Raw genomic sequence first — 23,318 nt, forward strand, 5'->3', positions numbered from 1 at the left:
AGGCGGAAATTGCTAGTGCGTCCTTTGCGTCACATTACAATTCCGTAACGTCACACGGATGTTGGGGTGCCCTCCGCTGCGTCGGCATCCAACTGCGCTCGACGTGGATCATTGGGCCAAATCCATTCTTCACCTATGACCTGTTCGACCCGCAAATCCTGCGGCACATTGTCGATCCCTATCATCCGGTCACAGGATTGGTGGAAGCTGTAAATTCGCGCCTCTTGATAAGACAGCGGGATACTTCGGAATGCGGCGCTCTGCATCGACTTTTGGATCGCTTCGCCGAACTGCGTGTCTTCGAGGATAATCGGCGACATATCGCGGCCATTGGGTTTGGTATCGTCCGGGACTGTCCAAAGATCGGGGGCGGGCTCATCACCCCAATCGAGCGCCATTGTGACCAGCTCCAGCCGGGTGGTGTTCAGCCCGGTGGGCCAGAATACGAGCGGCGGCACGAAATAGTTCGACAGCGGCGAAACCCAGTTGGGGAACAGAGTGTAGCTCTGCGTACATGTCCGCCCCAATTCGCCCACGCTTTCGATCTGTTTCCACCCCGGTGGGCTGTCGATTGCGCGCACATGCTCGCGGTCGGTTTGCTCAGGGGCAGGGGCCAGCATGCGTGCGTGACCGTTGGGGTAAATCGTGTTGTAATTGCGCTTGCTGTCGACCAGCGGAGCTACGGTTGTGGGGTGGATAAAGGGTACATGGTAAACTTCCATGTTGGCTTCCATCGCCACCTTCCAATTGCAATTAAGCTCGAAGCTGTGCCGCGCCGCCAATCTGATGCGGTCGAAAGCGAACTCGTCCCATTCGTTCATCAGTGGGCCAAGCCATTCGGTCAGCGGCATGGCGTTTTGATCGAAATTCACGAAGATCGCATTGCCCAGCATTTCGCAGCGAACCGGGATCAATCCGCGGCAGCTCATATCGAAATCGGCCGGAAAATCCTGTCTCTCAGGCACGCCCACCAGCGTGCCATCAGTCTTGTAGGTCCAATTGTGATAGCCGCACATGAGGCGCGATGATTTGCCGCGTTCTTCGGTTACGACCGGTGCGCCCCTGTGCCGGCACGTGTTGTAGAACGCGCGGACCACGCCATCCATGCCGTGCACGATCACAATCGGATCGCCCGCATTGTGCCAACGCATGTAACAACCGGGCTCCGGAATCTCGTCAATATGCCCGGCGAACAGCCAGCTCTTGCGGAAGATATGCTCTTGCTCGAGCGCGAAATACTCTGGCGAAGTGTAGCGAGCCGCCGGCATATCAGGCAGCCTGGGAAAACCGTCTGGCGGCGCGCTGCGCTGGCCTTCCCACTCCATCAACGCTTTCAGGCGCCGTACTTCCGCGTCGCTGATCATTCACGCTCTCCCTGAGAGGCAACTTAGCGTGTAGCGTCGGCCGGGCGACTGGCACTTTGATCGAAAACTAAGCGCTTCTGACAGTGGTGTGCGCAATCGCTGCCGATAGTTTGGCGTGCAGAAAACAGTGTTGGGAGAGCAGGATGGCAGGCAGAGTCGCAGGGAAGGTGGCGCTGGTAACCGGAGGCGCGATGGGGCTGGGCAAGGCTGATTGCATGCGGCTGGCCGAGGAAGGCGCGCATGTAATTGTGACTGATCGGGAGATCGATCTCGCGCACGAAGTGGCGCATGAAATCCATGGCGATGCCTATGAGTTAGACGTTACCGATCCTGATCAGTGGCAGCATATGATGGATGCAGTGGAACAACGTCACGGCGGGCTCGATATCCTGGTCAACAATGCCGGTAACGTGATCTTTGAGAGCATCGAGGAATGCTCGCTCGAACATTTCCGGCTGCATATGGCGATCCATGTTGAGGGTACATTTCTGGGCTGCAAGACCGCACTACCATTGATGAAGAACCGGCATGAAAAGAACGGCGGAGCCGGCGCTTCGATCATCAATATGGCGTCGACTGCTGCCTTGATGGGCTACGGCAATATTCCGGCTTACACCGCTGCGAAGGGGGCAATCCGCGCGATGACGCGGTCTATCGCGATGGATTGTCAGGACAAGGGGTATGGCATCCGCTGCAATGCGATCGCGCCTGGTGGGATCGAAACCCCGATGGTGCGCGATATTTCCGGCCGCGCAGGCGAGGAATTGATGCAGATCCCGGACGGGCCGCTGCCAGTTGATGGCTTGGGTGCGCCAAAGGATGTCGCGAATGCTGTGCTTTACCTTGCCAGTGACGATTCGCGCTTCGTAAACGGGATCGTACTTCCGGTGGACAATGGCCTCGACGCCCGACCCCATCACTGAGGATTCAAACCCGCAAGCTGAGCAAGACGCACCTGGCAAATATCGCTGGTACGTATTGTTCTTGCTGATCCTCACGCTGTTGTTCAGCGTGGCGGACCGGCTGGTGTTCTCGATCCTGCTGGAAGACATTAAAGCGGAGTTCGACTTCAGCGATACGCAGCTCGGCCTTCTGGGCGGCTTCGCTTTCACCGCGACCTATGTCATCATCGGGTTTCCGGCAGCGCGGCTGGCCGATCGTTCTGTGCGCAAGAACATCGTGGCTGGCGCGATCAGCTTCTGGAGCCTCATGACCGCGCTGTGCGGCATAGCGATCGGGTTCTGGTCACTGTTTTTCGCACGCACCGGAGTTGGCGTTGGCGAAGGATGTTCTGGCCCAGCCTCGCAATCGATGCTGGCAGACTATTTCCCGCGAAAAGAGCTGGCCCGAGCCATGGGTTTCCTGACGCTCGGCTCGACGCTGGGAACTGTAACCGGGCTGATGGCGGGCGGGTTGCTGGCGGAAGCGTTCGGTTGGCGCAACGCCTTCATCCTGATGGCAATCCCGGGCTTTGTCATCGGCGGATTCTTGTACTTTACCGTGCGCGAGCCGCAACGCGGGCGCTATGCGCCCAAGGGTGCGCGGATTGAGCAGCGGCCACTGGGCGAAACCATTCGCAGTTTGCTTGCTAACAAGGTTTTTCTGGGCCTCGCTTTAGGCTGGGCGGTCCAGATCATGATCGGATACGGCATGGCCTTCTGGCTTGCTCCGGCAATGATCCGCCTGTTCGAAGTGTCAGTGGGCGATGTCGCTATATATCTTGGCCTTGCCTTTCTGATCGGCGGCGTTCCCGGCCCGATAGTGGGGGGTTTTCTCACTGACTGGTTGGCGAAGCATGACGAGCGCTGGCGCGCCTGGCTGCCCGGGATTGTCAGCCTTGGAGCAGTTCTTCCCCTCTGGATTGCGTTTGAAAGCGGCAGTTTTGCTCTGTTTTTGGGCATCTTTGCACTGGCATACGGAATCTACGTTGCGAGCCAGGCGCCCATCATGTCCGGCATTCAATCGGCGGTGGAGCCATCGCAGCGCGGCTTCGCCGTTGCCATCGCACTCTTCTTCAACAATCTGATCGGGCAGGCATTCGGGTTAGGCGTGATCGGCTGGTTGAGCGATACGCTGGAGCCCACGCGCGGCAACGCGGCCTTGAGCGATGCGGTGCTCTTTGTGAGTTTTGCGGCGGGGTTAGTGGCGCTGGCGATCTTTGCCTGGACCGCGCGCCAGATGCGCGTGACCGGTTATCTTGAGCACGTAGCTAACACTTAGAATCCGGGGTGTATGCTCAGCGCGCCGCCATCAACCAGCATGTCTGCACCGGTCATAAAGGGGCATTCGTCACTGGCGAGAAAGGCAATCGCAGCCGCGGTTTCCGCCGGATAGGCCAGGCGGTTCATGGGCGATGTGGCGGCGACAGCTGCCTTCAGGCCCGGCGTTACTTCTTCAGCTGCATTGAGAATGCCAGTCTCGGTCGCGCCGGGGATCACTGCGTTACACCTGATCGCAAGCCCTTGCTTTGCACACCACGTTGCCACCGATTTTGTCAGCGCGCGGACACCGGCTTTGCTGGCAGAATAGCCGACGTCTGTTGGCAGCGGAGTGATCGCCGTCGTGGACGCAATATTGATGATCGAGCCGGTTGCGCCGGGATTGTTCTTCATCGCCGCAACTGCCGCTCGGCAACCCATCATGGTGCCTGTCAGATTGACCGCGATCACTTGATCCCATGCGGCGAACAGCTCTTCATCTGACCCATCGCCAATGCTTGCGCCGGACACATTGCCGGCATTGTTCACAAGGATATCTAGCCGCCCGAATTTTGTGACAGCAGCAACAATCACTTCGCTCCAGCGCGCGCGGTCAGATACATCCTGCGGCAGGAATGTCGCGCCAAGTTCGTCGCATAATGCCTGTCCGGCATCCGCATTGATATCAGTGCCCAGCACTTGCGCGCCATCAGATAAAAAGCGCCGGACAGTTGCTGCACCGATGCCGCTCGCGCAACCCGTGACGATTGCGATTTTGCCGGAAAGGTCGGGCACTATTCCGCCTGTTGCCAGATGGCGGCGCACTCACGTTGGTTGTGGGTCTCAACGAAGCGCGCGAGGTTGTCTGTTCCCTCGGGCAGCTTCCAACCGATGGTGAAGCCGAAATTGGCAAAGGAAAACATCAGTAGGTCAGCGAAGGTGAAGCGGCCCAACGCCAGATTGTTGCTGTTGCCCAACTTCGCATCGAACCAGCGCCATTTGGCATCGGACATTGCGGCGAGCTCGGCCCCGGCTTCAGGCGAGACAACCGGCATACGCGGTTCGAACATTGGTCTGCCGCCAGTCGCGCGGAAACCCATTGTCATCGGGACAACAACTTCCTGATCGAACAGTCGCGCCCATTTGCGCACCTCGGCGCGCTCAAGCGAAGTCTCGCCGAACAGATTAGGGGTTGGATGCTCCTCCTCGATGAATTCGCAGATAGGCCAGCTTTCGGTCAAGCATGTGCCATCGTCCAGTTCGAGCACAGGCAACGTTTGCAATTCGTTTTTGTCAGTCAGGCTGCCGCTTTGGCGGTTTTCGCCAGCGATTATGTCATAGTGAATTCGCTCGAAGTCCTCCCCCTCTTTCAGGCCCTTCTCGACCAGAAACATGCGCACCAGGCGGGGGTTAGGGCCGAGACTGGAATGAAGCTTGGTCATGGGAGTTCTCCTTCGCGAATGTCTGATTGAACTAATCCTATGCGAGCGGGCGAATTCTGCCACCCTCACAAATGCGCTAGGCAAACAGCCCTCAAGATGCGCTAGGGGTAGCGCGACAATCAAACGACAGGATCAGCACCAATGGATTTCCGCCTAACCGACGAACAGCGCGAATTGCAGGATGCGGCGCGAAAATTCGCTCGCGCCGAATTGCCAGACCTGGCGCGCGATATGGAAGAGAAAGACTATTCCGTCCCGCGCGACATGATGCGCAAATATGGCGAGTTGGGTTTTCTCGGCGTCAATCTGCCAACCGAATATGGCGGTCTTGGGCTGGGTCATGTCGAAGCGCTTCTGGTGCTCGAAGAATTTGCGCAAATTTCCAACGCAGTTGCTTTTCCCGTGTTCGAAGCTCTGGTCGGCCCGGTGCGCACGATCGAGCGTTTCGGATCGGACGAGATGAAAGCGCGCATCCTGCCGGAAGTGATACAGGGTGAAAAAGTTGTCGCGGTTTCGATGTCAGAGCCCGATGCAGGTACGGCTTTGACGGACCTCAAAACCCGCGCAGTGGCTGAGGGTGATGATTATGTGGTCAATGGTTACAAGCGCTGGACATCGGGCGGCGGGCACTCGGACTATTATGTCACCTATTGCCGATACAATGATGAGCCGGGCGCCAAGGGCATCGGCGCCATCCTGCTTGAGAAAGATGCGCCCGGAATGCAATTCGGAAAGCGTGAACAGCTGATGGGTTTTCGCGGGATCGACACGGCAGACTATGCGATTGAAGATGTACGCGTGCCGAAAGAGAATGTGATCGTGGGCGCAGGCGGTTTCGGAAAACTGATGAGCGCGTTCGGATTGGAGCGCTGCGGAAACGCCACGCAATCGCTGGGTCTTGCCGCCGCTGCGCTGGAGCAGGCAACCGCATATGTGCAGGAGCGGGAAGCCTTCGGCAAACCCATCGTCGAATTTCAGGCGGTGCAGCTGAAGCTTGCCGAGATGGCAATGAAGGTAGAGGCGTCGCGCTTATTGATCCATCGCGCGGCCGCCAACGCCGCACATCAGGCGGATGGCCTGCCGACGGTCTACGAAAGCTCGGTCGCTAAATGCTATGCCAACGAAATCGTGCGCGAAGTCACCGCGATGGGGCTGCAAGTGATGGGCGGATATGGCTATCACAAGGACTACGGTATGGAGCAGCGCGTTCGCGACGGCTTTGCCTGGGGGATCGCGGGCGGCACAACTGATGTTCAGAAGACCAATATCGCCGCAGCACTGATCGGGCGCAGGTTCAACCAGCGGCGCTAAAAGATTGACGCTGAACGCCGTATTGCCCATCTAAAGCACTATGGATCAAAACACTGACGCGGCGCCTCCTGTGGTCGCTCCTGAAACTGATCAGACACCCGTGGTCGAAGGCCATGGCGACGATCAGGCGCTAACCGAGCTTCACCCGAATTATAAATCGGCTTTGCGGGTTCAAGCCACCTTGACTTCAATCCCGTTCATAGTTGCTGCCTTCGTTCTGGAGGGCCAAGCCATCTTGCCGACCGCATCAATCATGATCCCCGTTGTGCTGATCGCATTAGCATTCATTATCCGCCTTCCGTCGCGGCGGTTTTACGCGCGCGGCTATGCGATGAGCACAGACCGCCTGCGGGTCGTGCGCGGGATTCTGTTCCGCCATGACACCGTGGTGCCATTCGGCCGGGTTCAGCATATCGATGTCAATCAAGGACCAATCGACCGCTTTTTCGGGATTGCGACGCTAACGCTTCACACTGCGGGCTCGCACAATGCCTCGGTGCTTTTGCCAGGTCTGGGCGAGCCTTTGGCACGCGATATGCGCGAGGAAATCCGTAGCCATATCAAGCGTGAGGCGCTTTGACGCAGATGTCTGACGAAGTTGCTAACCATTCCGCTGAGGAGGCGCAGCCGCAACGCACGGCCCCCATCGGCCTGCTGGTCAGCGCAATCACAACCATCCGCCAACTTGTCGTGCCGCTTGTCGTTGCCGGCGTTGCCTTGCGCGACAATCCGTTCGGCGTAGGCGGCCTGGCCTTAGCTATACTGGCGATATTAGTGGCCAATGTCGGTGCGGCATATCTGCGCTGGCTTCGCTTGACCTACACCACGGGGGCTGAAGACATCCGCGTTGAAAGCGGGATTATCAGCCGTGCGGCGCGCTCTGTTCCCTACGAACGCATTCAGGACGTAAGCCTGGAACAGAAACTGCTACCAAGGCTGTTCGGGCTGGTCGAAGCCAAGTTTGAAACCGGCGCCGGCGGGGGTGACGATCTCAAGCTTGCCTATCTGACTGAAGATCAGGGCGAGGCATTGCGCCGGTTGATCCGTGAACGCCGCGAGGAAGTAGCGGCGAGCATAGCCCAGGCAGATGGGGAAGCAGCAGCACACGAAGCCGTGGACGATGATGCGCAGACCATCTTTGCGATGGACACCAAACGCCTGACCACATTCGGCCTCTTCGAATTTTCGCTGGCGGTCTTCGCTGTGCTTGGCGGCCTCATGCAATATGCCGATACCTTTATCGGGATCGAGCTCTGGGATGTGTATCTGTGGCAAGGCTGGATCGAAAGCCAGAGTGGGCTACTGTCTAGCTTTGGCTTCATGGCGCAGATTGCGGGTTTTATTGCAGGGTTGATCGCCTTGATCGTGATTGGTTCAGCAACGGGCCTGGTTCGCACTTTTCTGCGTGATTGGGGCTTTGTGCTTGAGAAAACAGCACGCGGGTTCCGCCGCCGCCGCGGGCTGTTCACCAAGACCGATGTGGTCATGCCGGTTCACCGCGTGCAAGCGCTGGTTTTGGGCACTGGCTGGCTACGCTATCGCTTCGGCTGGCATGATCTTAAGTTTGTCAGCCTGGCGCAAGATGCAGGTTCATCCAGCCATGTGGTTGCACCCTTCGCGCAGATGGAAGAGCTTGAACCGATCATTCGCGCAGCCAAGTTTGAGCCGCCATCCGAGGATCTCGATTGGTATCATGCGAGCCGCAAGTACCGCGTTGACAGTGCCGCGATCGAAGGAGGGGTATTCGCGCTCATCGCAGTGATTTTGGCGGTTCTGATCGGCACGGGAGCGATTGGAACAGGGTTTGTTTACGCTCCTTTTGTGCCGCTTGTGCCGTTGGCGTTGTCCATCTTTTTCGTCGCTGCGAACCTCTATGCTTGGCAGTTCCATCGTCACGCCTTGAGTGCATCGCAAATCTTTGGGCGCAAGGGGCTGCTTTCGCCTGCTACGCGGATTGCATCGCGGGTGAAGCTGCATTCAGTGGAGATCGTGCAAGGCCCAATTGCGCAGCGGCGGGGCTATGCGACTTTGCATCTGGGCCTGGCCGGCGGAACGTTTTCGATTCCGGGCTTGCCGATCAAGCGATCTCGCGAGCTGAAGTCTGCAATATTGCACAGCATCGCGTCGCGCGATTTCTCCGCATTGGCTTGATCTCGCCGCCAGCCGCTTTACAGGCGATGGCGATGAGCACACGCAAACCCTTCCTGTCTGATAATGCAGCAACAGTGCATCCCAAGCTGTGGGAAGCGATGCGCGCAGCAGATGCACCCGACAATCCCTATGACAACGATGCACTAAGTCAGGCGCTTGATGATCGCTTCTCGGAAGTGTTCGGGCGCGAGTGCGCGGCGAGCTGGATTGCGACCGGGACGGCAGCGAATTGCCTTGCGCTAGCCACGCTGGTGCGACCACATGGCGGAGTTATTTGCCACGAGGAAGCGCATATCGAAGTCGATGAAGGCGGCGCACCGGGGTTCTACCTGCATGGTGCAAAGCTGATGCTGGCGCAGGGCGCAAGTGCCAAACTGACGCCGGCGGATATCGCTGCGGTGCTCGATCCGATCCGCGATGATGTGCATCAGGTCCAAGCGCATGCGATTTCGATCACGCAGGCTAGCGAATATGGCTGTTCCTATCAGCCCGATGAGTTGGTGGCGCTGGGCGAGTTTGCGCAGGCGCGCAAACTGGGCCTGCATATGGACGGTGCGCGCTTTGCCAATGCCGTGGCGTATCTGGGGAGATCGCCGGCCGATGCGGTCGGCCCGTGCGACACCTTGGCCTTCGGCTGCATCAAGAATGGCGGGATGAGCGCAGAAGCGCTGGTAATGTTTGACCCGGCACAAGCTGACTTGGTGAAATTTCGCCGCAAGCGCGCCGGACATTTGCAATGCAAGGGCCGTTATCAGGCGGCGCAGATCCTCGCGATGCTCGATGGCGATCTGTGGCTTGAAAATGCAAGAGCAGCGAATGCGGCGGCAGCCGAAATTGCCGGCGCTTGCAGCGATCGCTTGCTGCATCCGGTTGAAGCCAATGAGCTGTTCGTGCGCCTTTCTGCGGTCGAGCGCGAGGCGCTGCGCAAACAGGGATTCGACTTCTATGACTGGGGTCAAAATTTGGCCCGTTTCGTGACCGCTTGGAACACACCGCAAGAAGACGCGATGGCTCTGGCAAAAGCGATCGCATCTTTATGAGCGGGACTGAAGCGCAGAGCATGCTGCGCCCTGGTGTCATACTGCCATTCCTGATCACCGGCACTATCTGGGGCTCAACCTGGTTTGTGATCACGGGGCAGATCGACGGCGTGCCAGCGGCGTGGTCGGTTTTCTATCGCTTTGCGCTGGCGACACCGGCCCTGTTCCTGGTCGCGTTCCTGATGAAGCGCCGCCTCAAGCTGACGCGGCCTGAACATCTGCTTGCCGCGGCTGTCGGTATATTCCAGTTCAGCGGTAATTTTCTGTTCGTCTACCATTCAGAGCTTTACGTGACGTCCGGAATTGTGGCGATGATGTTCGCGCTGCTGATGGTGCCGAATGCGATGTTTGCGCGGATCTTTCTGGGGGAGCGCGTGCAAGGCGGGTTCATGCTGGGCAGCGCGGTCGCGATTATTGGCGTGTCGTTCTTGCTGGCACACGAATGGCTCGCGAATCCCGATGCGGGGGTTGTTGGCGGCAATGTGGGGCTCGGGATTGTGCTAGCGATGCTTGGCATTCTATCAGCCTCCGTCGCCAATGTCATTCAGGCGAACCCGACTGGCCGTGCAGTTCCAATGGTCAGCCTGCTGGCATGGGCCATGTTCTATGGCACAGTGTTCGACGGAATCTTTGCTCTGCTGACTGCTGGTGCGCCGCCGTTGCCGACCAGTATGGAATACTGGTCAGGCATCATCTATCTTGCGCTGATCGGCTCCGTCATAACATTTCCGCTACATTATAATCTGGTGCGAGAGATTGGCGCAGGGCGCACTGCCTATAATTCGATCGTTACAATCTGCGTTGCGATGCTGATTTCGACGCTGCTTGAGGGCTATCGCTGGACACCGCTGACAGCAGGCGGGATGGCGCTGGCAATACTGGGCATGGTGCTCGCGCTGAAGGCGCGCAAGCAGAATACCATCAAGGTGGGGCAGGCTACAGCCTTCCGGCATGATGTCGATTAGAGCAGGCCAAGCAGCCCTTCCTTGTAAGTCGGATACTGGGGCTCCCAACCGAGAACACGCTTGGCTTTGCCGTTCGCGACGCGGCGGTTCTCTGCGTAAAAACCGCGCGCCATTTCACTGAGGTTCGCTTCCTCCAGCGTCTGCAGCGGAGGCGGAGTGATACCCAGCAATCGGCAGGCTTCCTCGGTCACGGCGTTGCCGCTGGCCGGCAGATCGTCACCCAGATTGTACGCGCCTGCTGCGGCGCCGGTTTCAATGGCTGCGACCACGCCGGACACGATATCAACGACATGCACGCGGCTGAACACTTGCCCTGGAATGTCGATCCGGCGTGCCTTGCCCTCTCTTACGCGATCAAGCGCGCTGCGGTCCGGCCCATAAATACCGGGCAAGCGAAACACGCGCGCGCTCAGCTGCATCCACGCCGCATCTGCTTCGGCGCGGGCATTGCGCCTTCCCGCGCCGGTCTCAGCCACTGTTGGCGTGCTTTCATCGACCCATGCACCTTGCTGGTCGCCGTAGACACCCGTTGAGGAGAGATAGCCGATCCAATGGTTCGACAATGCTTGGCCGTAGCGGGCCAGAACGGGGTCTTCACCAGATTGTCGATCCGGCGGGACAGATGACAGAACATGACTGGCATCGTGCAAGGCGGCCCGTACTGCATTCTCGTTTTTGAAGTCGATATTGCCTGCGCTGCCGGTCGCATCGACGGCCCAGCCTTGCACTTTCAACGCATCAGCCAGTCGGCTTGCCGTGTATCCCAGGCCAAAGATCAGAATATGTTTGGTCATTGTCATATCTAAGCGTTGGACACCGGCGCAAAGCAACCTAAATCGGGCTGCGATGGATATCCAAAGTAACCCAGAGATGGCGGACGCCGCCCCGACACCACACGATCCCCCCGTTATCCGGCGAGAGGATTACAAGCCGTTTCCCTGGCTTGTTCCCGAAATCGAGATGCATTTCGATTTGGGGCTGGAGGCAACGCGCGTCACATCGAAACTGACCGTCGCGCGCAATGCAAAGGCTGATCCTGCGGGTTCGATCCGGCTGGATGGTGATCACCTTGAACTGCTCAGCGTCAAAGTTGATGGCGAAGTGCGTAATGACTTTTCGTGCGATGGCGGCGATCTGATCATCCCATTGAGCAGTGATGCGCATGAGATAGAGATTACGACATCGATTGCACCGGCGGCTAACACACGGCTTGAAGGGCTCTATGCCTCCAACGGCATGCTGTGCACGCAATGCGAAGCCGAGGGGTTCCGCAGCATCACCTTCTTCCCGGATCGCCCGGATGTGCTGAGCACATACCGCGTCAAAATGAGCGGCTCGAAGGAACAATTCCCGATCCTGCTGTGCAACGGCAATGTGGAAGCAGCGGGCGAAGGAGAAGACGGTACACATTGGGCCGAGTGGTTTGATCCGTGGCCCAAGCCGAGTTACCTATTTGCGCTGGTAGCAGGCGATCTGGTCGCCAATTCCAGTACCTTCACCACCATCAACGGCCGCGAAGTCGAACTGAATGTGTGGGTGCGCGAAGAGGATTTACCGCGCACAGACCATGCGGTGGAATCGCTCAAGAAATCGATGAAATGGGACGAGGAGACTTTCGGGCGCGAATATGATCTCGACCTCTACAACATTGTGGCGGTCAGCGATTTCAACATGGGAGCGATGGAGAACAAGGGGCTCAACGTTTTCAACACCAAGTATGTGCTGGCAGACACTGACACAGCGACTGATGCGGATTTTGACGGCGTGGAGGGGGTGATCGCGCATGAATATTTCCACAATTGGTCTGGCAATCGGATCACTTGCCGTGACTGGTTCCAGCTGTCGTTGAAGGAAGGCTTTACTGTCCTGCGCGATCAGCTGTTCAGCCAGGATATGCAGGGCGAAGCGGTCAAACGGATCGAAGATGTGCGCATCTTACGCGCTGCGCAGTTCCCGGAAGATTCAGGCCCCCTGGCGCATCCGATCCGGCCTGACAGCTATCGCGAAATCAGCAATTTCTACACCGCGACTGTCTACAACAAAGGCGCTGAAGTCATCCGCATGATGCGCACAATAGCCGGCCCCGAGCGGTTCCGCAAAGGTACAGATCTCTACTTTGATCGTCACGATGGCGAAGCCGCGACGTGCGAAGATTTCATTCGTGCGATCGAAGAGGGCGCTGAGCTGGACCTCGACCAGTTCCGCCTGTGGTATCGTCAGGCTGGCACGCCGCGGGTGAAGGTTGCCGTCAATCACGAGGGAGACATTGTGACGCTTTCGCTGGCGCAAACTGTGCCCGCAACGCCTGGCCAGCCGGATAAGCAGCCGATGGTGATACCCCTGCGCATTGCCATGCTTGATGCAGAGACGGGCCTGCACAAAGGCGAACAGCTGATCATCCTGGACGCAGCGGAAAAGAGCTTCACTTTCCAAGGCTTCGTAGTGCGACCTGCGCTGTCGATCAACCGTGGCTACACAGCGCCGGTGAAGATCGAACGCGAAGCTTCACTGCAGGAATTGATGCTGCTGGCGGCGCATGATGATGACAGCTTCGCACGCTATGAGGCGATGCAGGAATTGATGGTTGGCCATCTGGTCGCAGCCGCAAATGGCAATTTGTCCGAAGATGCGCGGGCAGCGGGCGCGAACGCCATTGCAACCGCGATGCGGGCAATCGTGACCGATGATCAGCTTGATGACTCAATGCGCGGCGAATTGATGGTTTTGCCAACGACAACCTATCTGTTCGAGCAATTCGACAAGGCTGATCCGGATGCAATCCATCGCGAGCGCGAAGGCTTGAAGGCGATGCTGGCGCGCACATTGGCGGGCGAACTTGCGGCGCTTTACGATCGCGCCGAGAAAGTACCGTTCGATGGGGACGACGCCCGCGGCGCGCGGAAGGTCAAGTCGCTTGCGCTTGGCTTTATAGCGGCCAGCAATCCTTCCAGGGCAGCCGAACTCGCCGCCGCGCAATATGATGCTGCGGACAATATGACTGATCGACAGGGGGCTCTCGGAGTGCTCGCAGGGCTGGAGAACCCCTTGCGCGAAGCGAAGCTGGCTGACTTCTACGAGCGCTACAAAGGCAACGCGCTGGTGATCGACAAATGGTTCACGCTGCAGGCATGGTCGTTGCACCCGCAAGTGCTTGAGCACGTGGAAGCATTGGCAGAGCATCCGGACTTCACGCTGCACAATCCGAATCGTGTGCGTTCGCTCTATATGGCTCTTGCGGGCAATCCTCCTGCGTTTCACGCGGCAAGTGGAAAGGGCTATCGGATGATTGCGGATCTTATCCTCGCGCTTGATCCGATCAATCCGCAAACTGCGGCACGATTTGTGCCAGCGCTTGGGCGATGGAGGCGGCTGGAAGATGGCCGTGCGGCGTTGATGCGGGCCGAGCTGGAGCGGATAAAAGCGGCGGCAAACCTCTCTCGCGATACTTTCGAACAGGTCACGCGCAGTCTGGATGGCTAACGCAGCCAACTTCGACATAGTCCGTTCGGAAGCGCTGGAAGGCGTTGCGCACGGCTTCTTTGGCCATAGCGGCTGCTTGCACCAGTTTGGCTATGGCGGCGAGGGTGATGAGCAAGTCATCCGCGATGCGCGCGCCTCGGCCGCTGATTCGGTGCTGCCAGGCGGAGTGCTGGTATCGCCACATCAGGTCCATTCGCCTGACGTGATTATGGTGACTGAAGCGTGGAACGATTCCGCAACCGGACGACCGGAAGGCGATGCGCTGGTCACAGCGGCCTCAGGCTTGGTGTTGGGCATCGTCACAGCGGACTGCGCGCCAGTGCTGTTTGCCGACGTAGAGGCGGGAGTCATCGGTGCAGCACATGCCGGATGGCGCGGGGCGCGTGGAAATGAGCAGGGCGGTGTTTTGGAGAATACTCTTGAAGCCATGGTTTCGCTGGGCGCTTCGCTCGATCGGATTGCAGCGGCTATCGGGCCGACTATCGCGCAAGCCAGCTACGAAGTGGACGATCCTTTTCGGCAGCAATTCGGTGCTGACGATGCGCCCTTCTTTGCATACGGTGAAGTGGGAAAATGGCAATTCGATCTACCCGCCTATATTTCCAAGCGTCTGATGCGGCATGGGGTCAGGCATGTCGAAGATCTGGTGTTCGACACTTATGCATCTGAAAAGTCGTATTATTCCTATCGCCGAGCGACACATAGGGGCGAGCCCAACTATGGCCGCCAGATAAGCATGATTGCTCTTTCCTAGCTGGCATCACGCTTGCTTGCACGAAACCGAACATTTGATGCCCAAAACACGGTTGGCATAGCCCGCCTTTGCGTCTATCAGCGCCGCCAAATAGGTGTATCCCGTCAACAGCGGGAATTCGCCAGGGGTTTTACGCGCACATCATGTGCGCTCGAGATAACAAGAGCAGGGTTAAGGCTAATGGCTGATACGACTGGCACCGCGACACCTGATGCCGCCACCATGGCGGGCGAAGACGGGGTTCGTCGGCGCGACTTTATTAACATCGCAGCGGTAAGCTTCGCCGGGGTTGGCGGCGCGTCTGTGCTGTATCCGCTGGTTAGCCAAATGGCTCCTTCTGCCGATGTTCTTGCTGCCAGCAGCACCGAGATTGATGTTTCGGCGATTGAGCCTGGCCAGGCGATCAAGGGCGAGTTTCGCAAGCAGCCGCTGTTCGTGCGCCGCTTGACGCAAGCCGAGATTGACGAAGCGAACGCTGTAGATGTGGCTTCTCTGCGCGATGCCGAAACGCTTGCGGATCGCACCAAGGCAGGCCGTGAAGACATGCTGGTCACCTTGGGCCTTTGCACGCACTTGGGCTGCGTTCCCTTGGGTGCTGCCGAAGGCGAAAACAAGGGTGAGTATGGCGGCTATTTCTGCCCGTGCCACGGTTCGCACTACGATACGGCCGGCCGTATCCGCAAAGGTCCGGCGCCGACGAACCTTGCCGTTCCCGATTATGAATTCACGTCCGACACTGTCATCCGCGTCGGTTAATTGTTGAGAGATTTGCGATGAGCTTTGCCTGGGCACGCCAGTACGAACCCAAGACGGGACTGACTAAATGGCTGGATGAGCGGCTACCGCTGCCACGCCTGGTCTACAATGCAGTCGGCGCCGGATATCCGGTTCCGCGCAACCTCAACTACATGTGGAATTTCGGCGTTCTGGCCGGTTTTTTCCTCGTGTTCCAGATTGTCACCGGTGTTGTGCTCGCGATGCACTACGCCGCGAACCAGCTGGTCGCGTTCGAGACGGTTGAGCACATTATGCGCAACGTCAACTGGGGCTGGCTGATGCGATACGCGCATGCCAACGGCGCCAGCTTCTTCTTTCTGGTGATCTATCTGCACATCTTCCGCGGCTTCTTCTACAGCTCGTATAAGGCTCCGCGAGAGATGATCTGGTTGCTTGGCGTGGTCATCTTCCTGCTGATGATGGCGACCGCGTTCATGGGCTATGTCCTGCCTTGGGGCCAAATGAGCTTCTGGGGCGCACAGGTAATTACCGGCCTGTTCGGAGCAATCCCGCTTGTGGGCGAATCAATCCAGGTGTGGATCTTGGGTGGTTACGCGCCGGATAACTCCGCGCTTAACCGCTTCTTTTCGCTCCACTTCCTGCTGCCGTTCGTGATTGCAGGCGTTGTGATCCTGCACATCTGGGCGCTGCACATTCCGGGTTCTTCGAACCCGACCGGGGTTGAAGTGAAAAGCGAAAGCGACACCGTGCCATTCCACCCGTACTATACGGCGAAGGACGGTTTCGGATTGGGCGCTATTCTGATCCTGTTCGCCATCGTGGTGTTCTACTTCCCGACCACGCTTGGTCACGCGGAAAACTACATCGAAGCGAACCCGCTTTCGACCCCGGCGCTGATCGTTCCGGAATGGTATTTCTATCCGTTCTACGCGATCTTGCGCGCCTTTACCTTTGACCTGACCATTCCGTTTACCGGAGTGGTTCTGATCCCGGCAAAGCTGCTGGGTGTGATGGCGATGTTCGGCTCGATCCTGATCTGGTTCTTCCTGCCTTGGCTGGACAAAGGACCGGTACGTTCAGGCCACTATCGCCCGACATTCCGCAAGTTCTTCTGGTTCGGCCTGATCCCTGCGATGGCACTGTTGTTCTATCTCGGTGGTCGCCCGGCTGAAGAACCCTACGTGATGCTAAGCCAGCTCGCGACGGCATATTACTTCCTGCACTTCCTGGTGATCCTGCCGCTGCTCAGTTCGATCGAGAAGACCGAGCCGCTGCCTTATTCGATCACGGAAGCGGTGCTGAGTGACAACAAACCTGCTGCAGCCACTGCAGCTGAGCCGGCCGAATAAGCCGCGACGACTGGATAGAGAGAGACACGAACCATGATCCGCATCGGCGCAATCCTGATCGGCCTGTTTTTCGCAGGGATCGCACTCTGGTCATTCGGCAAAGGGGCCTACAACCAAATCACCGAACCTGGCGAAAAGCCAGCCTACTATGCGTTCAAAGAGAAGCCGCATGGCCCGGACGGCGGTTTCAGCTTCGAAGGCCCGCTTGGCGCCTGGGACTATGCGCAGCTGCAGCGCGGCTACCAGGTTTACAAGGAAGTGTGCGCAGCTTGCCACTCGATCCAGTATGTCGCGTTCCGCAATCTGGCAGAGCTGGGTTACAACGAAGCCGAGGTGAAGCAGGAAGCATCGACCTATAACATCCCGGTCTATGATGCTTCTTTGGCTGAAGTGGAAACCCGCCCGGGTCTGCCAACCGATCACTTCCCGGCTGTACCTTACTTCGGTGCTGGCGAACCGCCTGATCTTTCGCTGATGACCAAGGCACGCGCCAATGGTGTGGACTATGTCTATTCGCTGCTGACCGGCTATGGCGAACCAGATCCGGAATTGCTTGCGGCAAATCCTGATTTCGAGGTGCCTGCGGGCCTCTATTTCAACCCCTATTTTGCCAATGTTAATCTGTCGATGGCACCGCCGCTGATGGCTGATGGGCAAGTAACATATAGTGACGGGACCGAAGCGACAGTTAGCCAGATGGCAAGGGACGTCACAGCGTTTCTGACTTGGACCGCTGAGCCGCGCCTGATTGATCGCAAGCAAACCGGTTTGCCGGTTCTGATCTTCCTGCTGATCGCAACCATTCTGGCATATCTTTCCAAGAAGCAGATCTGGGCTTCCGTGAAGCCGCGCAAAGACTGAATTTTGCGAGACACCGCATTTCAAGGCGCCCTGCCATCCTCGTGATGGCGGGGCGTTTTCATTTGAGGACCCCGAATGACACCTAACGAGCTCAAATCTCTGATCCGCACTGTGCCGGATTTCCCCGAAGCCGGGATCCAGTTCCGTGATATCACCACGCTGATCGGTCATCCCTTGGGTTTGGCGGCAACTGTCCGCCACTTGGCTGAACGGGCTAAGGCGTGCGGTGCAGAAGCGATTGCAGGAATGGAGGCACGCGGGTTTATCTTTGGCGCGGCGGTAGCTGTCGAGCTTGAGCTGGGTTTCATTCCGGTTCGCAAGCCGGGAAAGCTGCCGATTGAAATTATCGGGATCGATTACGCGCTTGAATACGGTACTGACCGGTTGGAGATTGACCCTGGCGCCATTCAGCATGGCCAGACTGTTGTTATCGTAGATGATCTGATCGCCACGGGCGGCACCGCTCTGGCAGCGGCGCAATTGCTGCGTCAGGCAGGGGCGACAATCGATGATGCGCTGTTTGTCATAGATCTGCCGGATCTTGGCGGGGCACAGAGGCTGCGCGATGCCAGCGTGGAAGTCAGCACCTTGATGGAATTTGAAGGCGACTGAACAGCTTTAGCTGAGCCTCGCGACTTCATTAAGTACCCGTTCCGCCCATTCGGGGCGGCAAATCAGCAAATCCGGCAGGTAAGTGTCCTCGCAGTTGTAGATCAGCGGTGTTCCATCGATCCGGCTGCAATGCAGCCCATGCGCTTTCGCCACGGCCACGGGCGCGCAGCTGTCCCATTCAAACTGTCCGCCGGAATGCAGGTAAATTTCGGCTTCTCCGCGCACCACAGCCATCGCCTTTGCCCCGGCGCTGCCCATGGGGACGAGTTGCCCGCCGATTGCCTTGCAGACCTCGACCGCTTCTTTTGCGGGGCGCGTGCGGCTGACCACCAGGCGGGGCACAGGCGCTGCTTCCGGCAAAGGCACGGGATGATCGGTTCGCAGCACGATGCCGCCATCGAGCCCCGGCAACGCAACCGCGCCAGTGTGGGCTTCACCATCGATCGACAGGCCGACGTGGACCGCCCAGTCGCTCCTCTGCTCACCATACTCGCGCGTTCCATCAACCGGATCGATGATCCACACGCGGCGCTTGCTGCACCGCGCCGTGTCGTCCTTTTCCTCTTCGGAGAGCAGGCCGTCGTCTGGTCGGGCCGCGCGCAGTGTGTGACACAAAAACTGATTGGCTGTGGCGTCTCCGGCATCGCCAAGAGCCTTGCCTTCCAGCATTCGCGTGTCACGAACTTCCAGCAGAATCTTCCCGGCCTCAATCGCCAGTTCCGCAGCGAGCTCTGCGTCGGTCATTCGCGCAATCTCACTCATTTCAACGGCATGATCTGTTCAATGATGTAATCAGCGGCTTCAGCAGGCGTGATGTCGACTGTGTTGACGCGGATTTCGGCATTCTCGGGCGCTTCATAGGGGCTGTCGATACCGGTAAAGTTCTTGAGCTGACCTTCGCGTGCCTTTTTGTAGAGACCCTTCACATCGCGCTGCTCTGCCACTTCCAACGGGGTGTCGACGAAGATCTCGATAAATTCACCTTCGGGCAGCATTTCGCGCACCATCCGCCGCTCGGCCCTGAAGGGGCTGATAAAGGCCGTCAGCACGATCAGACCGGCATCGGTCATCAACTTCGCGACTTCGCCAATACGGCGGATATTCTCGATCCGGTCGGTTTCGGTAAAGCCCAGATCCTTGTTCAGGCCGTGCCGCACATTGTCGCCATCAAGCAGGAAGGTGTGGCGGTTCATCAAATTGAGCCGCTTCTCGACCTCATTGGCAATGGTCGATTTGCCTGAACCGGAAAGCCCGGTGAACCAGAGCACGCGCGGCTTCTGATTCTTCAGCGCGGCGTGATGATCGCGGCCAATCTCCGTCGCTTGCCAGTGCACATTCTGTGCGCGGCGCAGGCTGAAATGAATCATCCCGGCGGCAACCGTCGCATTGGTGTATTTGTCGATCAGGATGAACCCGCCAAGCTGGCGGCTGTTGGCATAGGGTTCGAACGTGATCGGGCGATCGGTGCGCAGCTCGGCCACGCCAATCCCGTTCAACTTCAGCGTCTTGGCCGCCAGATGTTCGAATGTGTTGACGCAAATCTCGTATTTGGGTGCTTGCACATTAGCGGTAACTGTCTGGCTGCCAAGCTTCAGCCAATAACCGCGCCCGGGCTTCATCGCTTGCTCATCCATCCACACAATGGTGGCTTCGAATTGGTCAGATGCCTCGGGCGGATCATCTGCGGCCGCGATCACATCGCCACGGCTGCAATCAACTTCGTCCTTCAGCGTCAGCGTGACTGATTGTCCGGCGACGGCTTCGTCCTGATCGCCATCGAAACTGACAATGCGCTTTACCTTGCTGGTCTTGCCTGACGGGACGATTCGCACCGGATCGCCGGGCTTTACGCTTCCGCCGGATATCAGGCCGGCAAAGCCGCGAAAGTCGAGATTGGGCCGGTTGACCCATTGCACCGGCATACGAAAAGCGCGCTCTTGCGCGCGAGTGTTTGCAAGCTCGACCGTTTCCAGATGATCGATCAGGCTTGAACCTGCATACCAAGGCGTGTTGGCCGATGGCGCGGTTGTAATGTTGTCGCCCTTGAACCCCGAGATGGGAATGGGGGTGAATGCCTCAGCGCCAATCTCCTTGGCGAAGATCTGATAATCGGCAACGATGCGATCGAAGATTGCCTGATCGTAGCCGACCAGGTCCATCTTGTTCACCGCCAACACCAGATGCCTGATGCCAAGTAGATGGACGAGGAAACTGTGCCGCTTGGTCTGTTCGAGCACGCCCTTGCGTGCATCGACCAGGATCACGGCCAGATCAGCTGTCGAGGCGCCGGTCACCATATTGCGTGTATATTGTTCGTGGCCCGGTGTATCCGCGACGATGAACTTGCGTTTCTCGGTCGCGAAGAAGCGGTACGCGACATCAATGGTGATGCCTTGCTCGCGTTCCGCCGCCAGCCCGTCAACCAGCAAGGCAAAGTCGATCGCATCGCCTTGCGTGCCGTGCTTTGCGCTGTCGCCCTCCAATGCGGTGAGTTGATCTTCGAAGATCATCTTCGAATCGTACAGCAGCCGCCCGATCAGCGTGCTTTTGCCGTCATCGACCGATCCGCATGTGATGAACCGCAGCATCTCCTTGTGCTGCTGCGCATCGAGATAGGCGGCGATATCGTCCGCAATCAAAGCTTCAGGGGCGTATGCCTGGTTCTCTCCAGAATAGGGCATCAGAAATACCCCTCCTGCTTCTTGGCTTCCATCGAGGCGCTTTCACCTTTGTCGATCGCGCGTCCCTGTCGCTCGGAGCCGGTCGCGAGCAGCATTTCCTGTATGATATCGGTTAGCTCGATCGCATCGCTTTCGGTCGCGCCGGTCAGCGGATAGCAACCCAGGGTACGGAACCGGACAGAACGCTCGACAGGTACTTCACCATCCTCGAAGCGGAAGCGTTCGTCATCGACCACCAGCGTCAACCCGTCCCGCTCAACAGTGGGGCGTTTCGCCGAATAATAGAGCGGTACGATGTCGATCTTCTCGGCCAGAATATATTGCCAGATGTCGAGCTCGGTCCAGTTGGAGATAGGGAAGACACGAATGCTCTCGCCGTCCTTCTTGCGGGCATTGTACAGATTCCAAAGCTCCGGCCTCTGGTTCTTCGGGTCCCAGCGATGCGATGCATTGCGGAAGCTGAATACCCGTTCCTTCGCGCGGGCCTTTTCCTCGTCGCGTCGACCACCGCCGAACGCTGCGTCAAATCCGTGTTCGGTCAGCGCGCGTTTGAGCGGATCGGTTAGCTGAGCCTGCGAATAGAGCGCGCTACCCGTGTCGAACGGGTTGATGCCTTGCGTATCGGCATCCTCGTTCTGGGCAATGATCAGTTCAAGTCCGTATTCCTTCACGGTCTTGTCGCGATGGGCAATCAGGTCCTTAAAATCCCAGCCGCTGGCGACATGCAGCATCGGGAAGGGCGGCGGCGCTGGATAAAAGGCCTTTCGCGCCAAGTGCAGCATAACCGAAGAGTCCTTGCCGACCGAGTACAGCATGACCGGGTTTGTGGCTTCGGCCACAACCTCCCGCATGATGTGGATCGCTTCGGCTTCGAGCCGCTGAAGATGGGTCAGGCTTTGCATAACGGGTCAGTTAGTTGTTCGTGTGCCGGTGGTTAAGCCCCAAAATTGGCTGCGCAAGAATAGAATTGGTTTGCCGCTAACAAGCAGTTCGCAAACTCGTCAGTCTTTCATTGACGAACCAGACCATATCGTGGCAATTGCGCGCCGCGCTTCGTAAGAGCGTCACAACGGGCGGGTATAGCTTAGTGGTAAAGCCCTAGCCTTCCAAGCTAGTTATGCGGGTTCGATTCCCGCTACCCGCTCCAACTTCCCGTTCATCGCTGTTCATTCCTGTCTAGACGTCGGCTGTAAATCCCCGGTATTCTGGTGCTAACTGTCCGCACGCATTCACCCGAGTTCAATGCCATCCGCACTCTAGTGGGGGGTATGTTTAGGAGGTATGCAATGGCAGTCTGGTCGATACCCCCAATGATAGGGGTGTTTTGCAGGTTGAGCCTTTGCGCAACTGCGGCGTGTTGGAGAATAGCAACAACTGGGTGGCTGCTATTCTTACGAATTGGCAAACGCTGGCTAACGCAAGTACTTAGAAGGACGCGGTTCAAACAGCCGGTCGCACCGCCATATTGTCGATCAGCCGTGTTTTCCCGATCCGCGCCGCTACCAGAAGACGCGCCGGGGCATGGGGTGTGGAATGGAGCAATTCCAGAGAGCTTGCGTCTGCCAAGGCTGCGTAGTCGACCGAATCGAAGCCGCTTTCTATCAGCACTCTCTTCAAAGTATCGAGGGCGGCATCCGGGGCTTGGCCGGCTTCGATTTCCGCAATCGCGAGTTTCATGCCGTTAGGGAGTGCGGTTGCCGCTGCGCGATGTTCAGGCGACAAATAGCGATTGCGACTGCTCATCGCCAAGCCATCGGCTTCGCGCACCGTTGGCACGCCGACGATGTTATCGACATGCGGACGGGTCAGATCGAGATCGCGCGCCAGCGCACGAATCACAGCCAGCTGCTGGAAATCCTTTTCGCCAAAAAATGCCATATCCGGCATCACCTGATTGAGCAGCTTGCACACAACCGTTGCCACGCCATCGAAATGGCCGGGGCGTGAGGCATCGCAAAACCCCTCACTCACTGTGCTGACAGAAATGTTGGTGACGAAGCCTGGCGGGTACATCGCATCCACTGTCGGCGCCCATAACAAAGCGACGCCTTCGGCTTCCAGCATCGCTGAATCTTCAGCCAGCTGGCGCGGATACGCATCAAGATCTTCGTTGGGGCCGAACTGGGTCGGGTTGACGAAGATCGAAGCGACCACGTGATCACATTTGGCCTTGGCTTGGCGCATCAGGGTCAAATGCCCTTCATGCAGCGCGCCCATTGTCGGGACCAGCCCTATGCTGCCGCCGTCAGCACGAAGCTCTGCGAGCGATTTTCTCAACATGTCGAGTGATCTGACGGTTTGCACGGTGGTGCCCCCTCAAGTATGATTTAAACCGCTTCCCTAGCGCGCTCGATATGCGCGAGACAAGAAAT

Annotated in this window: 21 protein-coding genes and 1 tRNA gene; 14 read left to right on the forward strand and 8 right to left on the reverse strand. The window is 58.0% G+C overall.

The genetic code is table 11. The features are described 5' to 3' along the window. Positions 1-50: 50 nt before the first annotated feature. Positions 51-1,364: an SRPBCC family protein gene (locus QZ487_RS03180; protein ID WP_285976342.1), complete on the reverse strand. Its 1,314-nt coding sequence runs from the start codon at positions 1,362-1,364 to the stop codon at positions 51-53. A gap of 143 nt (positions 1,365-1,507) precedes the next feature. On the opposite strand from QZ487_RS03180, the gene QZ487_RS03185 reads away from it, so the two are divergent. After that, positions 1,508-2,287, forward strand: a complete 780-nt coding sequence (locus QZ487_RS03185) for an SDR family oxidoreductase (RefSeq protein WP_285976343.1) — start codon at positions 1,508-1,510, stop codon at positions 2,285-2,287. Then, entirely contained in the window at positions 2,259-3,584 is a 1,326-nt protein-coding gene (locus QZ487_RS03190; protein ID WP_285976344.1) for an MFS transporter, read from the forward strand. Before QZ487_RS03185 ends, QZ487_RS03190 begins: the two co-directional genes overlap by 29 nt. On the opposite strand, the gene QZ487_RS03195 is transcribed toward QZ487_RS03190, so the two are convergent. Both QZ487_RS03195 and QZ487_RS03200 read right to left on the reverse strand, forming a co-directional pair. Continuing rightward, positions 3,581-4,357 (reverse strand): SDR family oxidoreductase, encoded by a 777-nt coding sequence (locus QZ487_RS03195; RefSeq protein WP_285976345.1) that lies wholly within the window; start codon positions 4,355-4,357, stop codon positions 3,581-3,583. The two genes, QZ487_RS03190 and QZ487_RS03195, sit on opposite strands and share 4 nt — an antisense overlap. Next, entirely contained in the window at positions 4,357-5,004 is a 648-nt protein-coding gene (locus QZ487_RS03200) for a glutathione S-transferase family protein (protein ID WP_285976346.1), read from the reverse strand. Before QZ487_RS03200 ends, QZ487_RS03195 begins: the two co-directional genes overlap by 1 nt. Positions 5,005-5,145: 141 nt before the next feature. Here QZ487_RS03200 and QZ487_RS03205 point away from each other — a divergent pair, with 141 nt between their 5' ends. Genes QZ487_RS03205 through QZ487_RS03225 form a run of 5 tightly spaced genes read left to right on the forward strand, consistent with a single transcriptional unit; the run spans position 5,146 to position 10,471 of the window. After that, on the forward strand, positions 5,146-6,315 hold the full coding sequence (locus QZ487_RS03205) for an acyl-CoA dehydrogenase family protein (protein ID WP_285976347.1): 1,170 nt from the start codon (positions 5,146-5,148) through the stop codon (positions 6,313-6,315). Positions 6,316-6,355: 40 nt separating this feature from the next. Then, positions 6,356-6,895, forward strand: coding sequence for a PH domain-containing protein (locus QZ487_RS03210; RefSeq protein WP_285976348.1), 540 nt, complete (start codon positions 6,356-6,358; stop codon positions 6,893-6,895). Positions 6,896-6,900: 5 nt separating this feature from the next. Beyond that, positions 6,901-8,466 (forward strand): PH domain-containing protein, encoded by a 1,566-nt coding sequence (locus tag QZ487_RS03215; RefSeq protein WP_296023293.1) that lies wholly within the window; start codon positions 6,901-6,903, stop codon positions 8,464-8,466. 32 nt (positions 8,467-8,498) lie between these two features. After that, entirely contained in the window at positions 8,499-9,506 is a 1,008-nt protein-coding gene (locus tag QZ487_RS03220) for a low specificity L-threonine aldolase (RefSeq protein WP_296023295.1), read from the forward strand. Beyond that, entirely contained in the window at positions 9,503-10,471 is a 969-nt protein-coding gene (locus QZ487_RS03225; protein ID WP_296023296.1) for a DMT family transporter, read from the forward strand. The genes QZ487_RS03220 and QZ487_RS03225 overlap by 4 nt, the downstream gene beginning before the upstream one ends. Here the strand turns inward: QZ487_RS03225 and QZ487_RS03230 are convergent. Next, on the reverse strand, positions 10,468-11,265 hold the full coding sequence (locus QZ487_RS03230; RefSeq protein WP_285976352.1) for an SDR family oxidoreductase: 798 nt from the start codon (positions 11,263-11,265) through the stop codon (positions 10,468-10,470). The two genes, QZ487_RS03225 and QZ487_RS03230, sit on opposite strands and share 4 nt — an antisense overlap. 52 nt (positions 11,266-11,317) lie before the next feature. On the opposite strand from QZ487_RS03230, the gene pepN reads away from it, so the two are divergent. From pepN to QZ487_RS03260, 6 genes are all read left to right on the forward strand, one after another. Further along, positions 11,318-13,951 (forward strand): aminopeptidase N, encoded by a 2,634-nt coding sequence (gene pepN, locus QZ487_RS03235; protein ID WP_296023297.1) that lies wholly within the window; start codon positions 11,318-11,320, stop codon positions 13,949-13,951. Continuing rightward, positions 13,944-14,705, forward strand: a complete 762-nt coding sequence (gene pgeF, locus QZ487_RS03240; protein ID WP_285976354.1) for a peptidoglycan editing factor PgeF — start codon at positions 13,944-13,946, stop codon at positions 14,703-14,705. Before pepN ends, pgeF begins: the two co-directional genes overlap by 8 nt. 180 nt (positions 14,706-14,885) lie before the next feature. Further along, positions 14,886-15,461 carry a ubiquinol-cytochrome c reductase iron-sulfur subunit gene (gene petA / locus QZ487_RS03245; RefSeq protein ID WP_296023299.1) on the forward strand — a complete coding sequence of 192 codons (576 nt, stop codon included), beginning with the start codon at positions 14,886-14,888 and terminating at the stop codon, positions 15,459-15,461. Between the two features lie 17 nt (positions 15,462-15,478). Continuing rightward, positions 15,479-16,792, forward strand: coding sequence for a cytochrome b/b6 (locus QZ487_RS03250; RefSeq protein WP_285976356.1), 1,314 nt, complete (start codon positions 15,479-15,481; stop codon positions 16,790-16,792). Positions 16,793-16,825: 33 nt separating this feature from the next. Beyond that, complete coding sequence (locus tag QZ487_RS03255) at positions 16,826-17,653, forward strand: cytochrome c1 (RefSeq protein ID WP_285976357.1); 828 nt, start codon at positions 16,826-16,828, stop codon at positions 17,651-17,653. Positions 17,654-17,728: 75 nt separating this feature from the next. Continuing rightward, a complete protein-coding gene (locus QZ487_RS03260; protein ID WP_285976358.1) occupies positions 17,729-18,265 on the forward strand; it encodes an adenine phosphoribosyltransferase in 537 nt (178 codons plus the stop codon). A 6-nt stretch (positions 18,266-18,271) separates the two neighbouring features. On the opposite strand, the gene QZ487_RS03265 is transcribed toward QZ487_RS03260, so the two are convergent. Genes QZ487_RS03265 through cysD form a run of 3 tightly spaced genes read right to left on the reverse strand, consistent with a single transcriptional unit; the run spans position 18,272 to position 21,848 of the window. Further along, positions 18,272-19,009 carry a 3'(2'),5'-bisphosphate nucleotidase CysQ gene (locus QZ487_RS03265; protein ID WP_285976359.1) on the reverse strand — a complete coding sequence of 246 codons (738 nt, stop codon included), beginning with the start codon at positions 19,007-19,009 and terminating at the stop codon, positions 18,272-18,274. Between the two features lie 14 nt (positions 19,010-19,023). After that, positions 19,024-20,946, reverse strand: coding sequence for a sulfate adenylyltransferase subunit CysN (gene cysN, locus QZ487_RS03270; protein WP_285976360.1), 1,923 nt, complete (start codon positions 20,944-20,946; stop codon positions 19,024-19,026). After that, the gene (gene cysD / locus QZ487_RS03275) at positions 20,946-21,848 is read right to left on the reverse strand and encodes a sulfate adenylyltransferase subunit CysD (RefSeq protein WP_296023301.1); all 903 of its coding nucleotides are present in this window, start codon (positions 21,846-21,848) and stop codon (positions 20,946-20,948) included. The genes cysN and cysD overlap by 1 nt, the downstream gene beginning before the upstream one ends. Before the next feature lie 171 nt (positions 21,849-22,019). Here cysD and QZ487_RS03280 point away from each other — a divergent pair. After that, positions 22,020-22,093: transfer RNA gene (locus QZ487_RS03280), tRNA-Gly, on the forward strand. A 293-nt stretch (positions 22,094-22,386) separates the two neighbouring features. On the opposite strand, the gene panC is transcribed toward QZ487_RS03280, so the two are convergent. Next, positions 22,387-23,250, reverse strand: coding sequence for a pantoate--beta-alanine ligase (gene panC / locus QZ487_RS03285; protein WP_285976362.1), 864 nt, complete (start codon positions 23,248-23,250; stop codon positions 22,387-22,389). Positions 23,251-23,318: the final 68 nt, after the last annotated feature.

Origin of the sequence: uncultured Altererythrobacter sp., from assembly GCF_913057185.1 — a bacterium.
Taxonomy (GTDB): domain Bacteria; phylum Pseudomonadota; class Alphaproteobacteria; order Sphingomonadales; family Sphingomonadaceae; genus Erythrobacter; species Erythrobacter rubellus.